The following is a 3,017-nucleotide window of genomic DNA, read 5'->3' as shown; positions in this document are numbered from 1 at the left end:
GTCTTCCACAAACTCTCATAAAAATCTTCACCGTTCCAGCGCCCGTATTCGGCAGCCAAGTGATAGACATGATCAAAGGTATTATTCTCAAGCACTTTTTCTAATTGCCTGTATTCGCCCACATTGCAACGCAAATAATTCTCATGTTCAGTATTATATACATCACATGAAATGACTTCATGTCCCCTGTTATTCAATTCATTTACAAGATTTGTCCCGATAAATCCTGCACCGCCTGTAACCAGTATCCTGTTGGTTTCGATTTTTATCCTTCCTGTTTGTACTCCCTTCCTTTGTACATACTTACCATATTATATAAATTTTTTTAAATCTTTATCAATTCAATTGTGCTTTACTTAATATTTTGTATTACCGATTATTATAATTATTTATAGTCAAGAAACTAATATTTGATAGATGACTTCAATAGAAATCATCGATACTAATATCTTAACACTTTGATGTTCAAACAATTATAATTAACCACAGAGTACACAGAGAAACACAGAGCTTGTATCTGATTTATTCTCTGTGTCCTCTGTGCTCTCTGTGGTTTATAACTTACCAATTGTTGGAATTTGCATTTTATTAGTCAATATTGTCTGGTTTTAAACTATTGTCCCATAACCATGATCCGTCTGATCTTCTCACCAGCCATCCCATCACCGAAAGGATTCTCCCCTTTTCGTTTTCCATCAATCATACTCCTCGCACAATCCATAATCTTTTCAGGCTTGGTCCCGGCCAGCACATTAGCACCAACTTCCATAGTCTCCGGCCTCTCAGTATTATCCCGCAGCGTCACACACGGCACCCCAAGGATGCAGCTCTCCTCCTGTACTCCACCTGAATCTGTCAGTATCAGGCCCGCATTCTTCTCAAGCTGTAAAAAGCTCAAAAAATCCACAGGATCTATCAATGTAATACAGCCGTTCGTGCTTATTCCGAACTCCTGTATCCGCTTCCTGGATCTGGGATGAATGGGGAAAATGACAGGCATATCAAATTCCTCTGCCAAGTCCTCAAGCCCCTGTAAAATACCTGTCAATCTAACCCGGTCATCCACATTCTCCTGCCTGTGAGCAGTTGTGAGCAAATAATTGCCAGGTTCAATATCCAGTTCATTCAGGATGGATGCTCTTTCTGCTGCGATCTTCACGTTCTGCCGGACAGCATCCACGATGGTATTTCCTGTCACATAGATCATATCTTCAGGTATGCCTTCACCAAGCAGAATGTCCTTTGCCTTTTTGGTAGGGGAGAATAGATAATCTGAACAATGATCTGCCAGCACTCTATTAGTTTCCTCAAGCATCCTGCGGTCATAGCTTCGCAGTCCCGCCTCCACATGTCCCACCTTGATATGTAATTTGGATGCAGCCAGTGCACCGGCCAGTACGGTATTGGTATCACCCTGCACCAGCACTGCATCAGGCTTCTCCTCCATAAGCACCTTCTCTATCCCTGACATGATCTTCCCGGTCTGCTCACCGTGATTTCCCGAGCCAACATCCAGATTGTATCTTGCTTCCGGCAGTTCAAGCTGTTCGAAAAATACCCTGTCCATCTCATAGGAATAGTGCTGGCCTGTGTGGAGAATAAAATAATCAAGGTTTTTGTGTTCACATTCCCTGATAACAGGGGACATTTTAATTATCTCTGGTCTGGTACCCAGCACTATTGCAATACTCATGTTTTAACAGCTCATTTATTCCTTGACTCATTGATCATCCTTGACATCGAATGCAGTATGATCCCGGTAAAGCTCATAAAAGTCCCTACCATAAACAACATAATCATCAACAGTGTCGGCCCGAACGCCAAACTCCCTCCAAGATAGAAAGTCCTCAGAAAACTCAACGCCATAAAGGTCCCGATACCACCCAACACCATCCCAGGCACAGTAAAATAATACAGCGGCCGGTTCAGCTCAATATCATGCAGCACCTTAACCAGCACCCGCACCCCATGGCTCACCGGATGCTCGGTCGAACAATCCACATCATAGCGCACCCCGATCTCCACTTCCTTTACCCTTAACTTTGCAAGGGCCGCATCCACCAGCATCTCGCTCTCTATCTCAAAACCACTTTCCCTGAACCTGAAAGCAGGTACCGTATGTGCCGCAAAAGCACGAAACCCGCTCTGGCTGTCAGTAACATCAAGCCCACTGCTAAAGTTCGTGGCCTTATCCAGTACTTTCTGGCCCAGACGGCGGTATTTAGGAGTATTCTTACCGTGGCCGTTCATATACCGGCTGCCGTTCACAACATCTGCTTCCCCATCCAGTATAGGAGCTACAAGATCTGGTATTTCAGAAGGATAATGCTGTCCATCAGCATCCATGGTCACAATGATGTCAGCGCCGTTGGCTGCATTAAAACCACTCCTCAGCGCCGCACCCTTACCTCTGTTTATAGGGTGCCGTATCACCTCGGCCCCTGCCATCTCAGCCATCTCAGCGGTCCGGTCCGTACTGCCGTCATCAATGACAAGCACCGGGTCAGCGTACTGTCTGGTGCGCAGGACCACAGAGCCTATGCTGACCTCTTCATTATAGGCAGGCAGGATAGCGGTTATGGTGGTCAGGTAGGCACCTCAAAGAAGTGGGTTCGATAGTTTGTGTTGAAGTGCTCCAGCTGAAATATATTAATAAAAGTATTGTAATCGTATCTGTGTTCATCTGTGTTTATCTGTGGTTCCTTTATGCTACCTGCACGCCCCTGGACATAGCAGGCACTCAACTCTGCAAGCGGTGAATGTATCTGCGTTTTATCCATTCTTGACCACAGAACAGGATCAAACGATAAAACGCATCCTGTATACCCTGTCAATCCTGTCTTAAAAACACCAATTGCCTTGTTCCCCTGCGCCATTGGGATTCCATGAAGATAAATCAACTGCAAAGAACGCAAAGATTTCTGCTCCTCTACTTTGCGTTCTTCGCGTCCTTCGCGGTGTGTTATTGCAATTGATCTGCGCTCGTTATTTCCCTTATGATCATCTATTTTGTGTTT

General features: G+C 44.9%; 4 protein-coding genes. All 4 read right to left on the bottom strand.

The annotated features are described in order from the left end of the window. Positions 1-263 (bottom strand): NAD-dependent epimerase/dehydratase family protein (locus tag HF974_09745; protein MBC2698590.1); only part of this gene is annotated, 263 nt, incomplete at its 3' end. 350 nt (positions 264-613) lie between these two features. Beyond that, positions 614-1,693: a UDP-N-acetylglucosamine 2-epimerase (non-hydrolyzing) gene (wecB, locus tag HF974_09740; protein MBC2698589.1), complete on the bottom strand. Its 1,080-nt coding sequence runs from the start codon at positions 1,691-1,693 to the stop codon at positions 614-616. A gap of 11 nt (positions 1,694-1,704) precedes the next feature. Continuing rightward, complete coding sequence (locus HF974_09735; protein MBC2698588.1) at positions 1,705-2,589, bottom strand: glycosyltransferase; 885 nt, start codon at positions 2,587-2,589, stop codon at positions 1,705-1,707. After that, on the bottom strand, positions 2,586-2,780 hold the full coding sequence (locus tag HF974_09730; GenBank protein ID MBC2698587.1) for a hypothetical protein: 195 nt from the start codon (positions 2,778-2,780) through the stop codon (positions 2,586-2,588). Before HF974_09730 ends, HF974_09735 begins: the two co-directional genes overlap by 4 nt. Between the last annotated feature and the right edge of the window lie 237 nt (positions 2,781-3,017).

This window comes from ANME-2 cluster archaeon (genome assembly GCA_014237145.1).
In the GTDB taxonomy this organism is placed as follows: Archaea; Halobacteriota; Methanosarcinia; order Methanosarcinales; family Methanocomedenaceae; genus Methanocomedens_A.
This window is presented reverse-complemented; position numbering and strand designations above follow the sequence as displayed.

Coding starts and splice junctions, on each gene's coding strand:
- wecB (MBC2698589.1), bottom strand. CDS start 1,693: ATGAGTATTGCAATAGTGCTGGGTACCAGACCAGAGATAATTAAAATG.
- HF974_09730 (MBC2698587.1), bottom strand. CDS start 2,780: ATGGATAAAACGCAGATACATTCACCGCTTGCAGAGTTGAGTGCCTGC.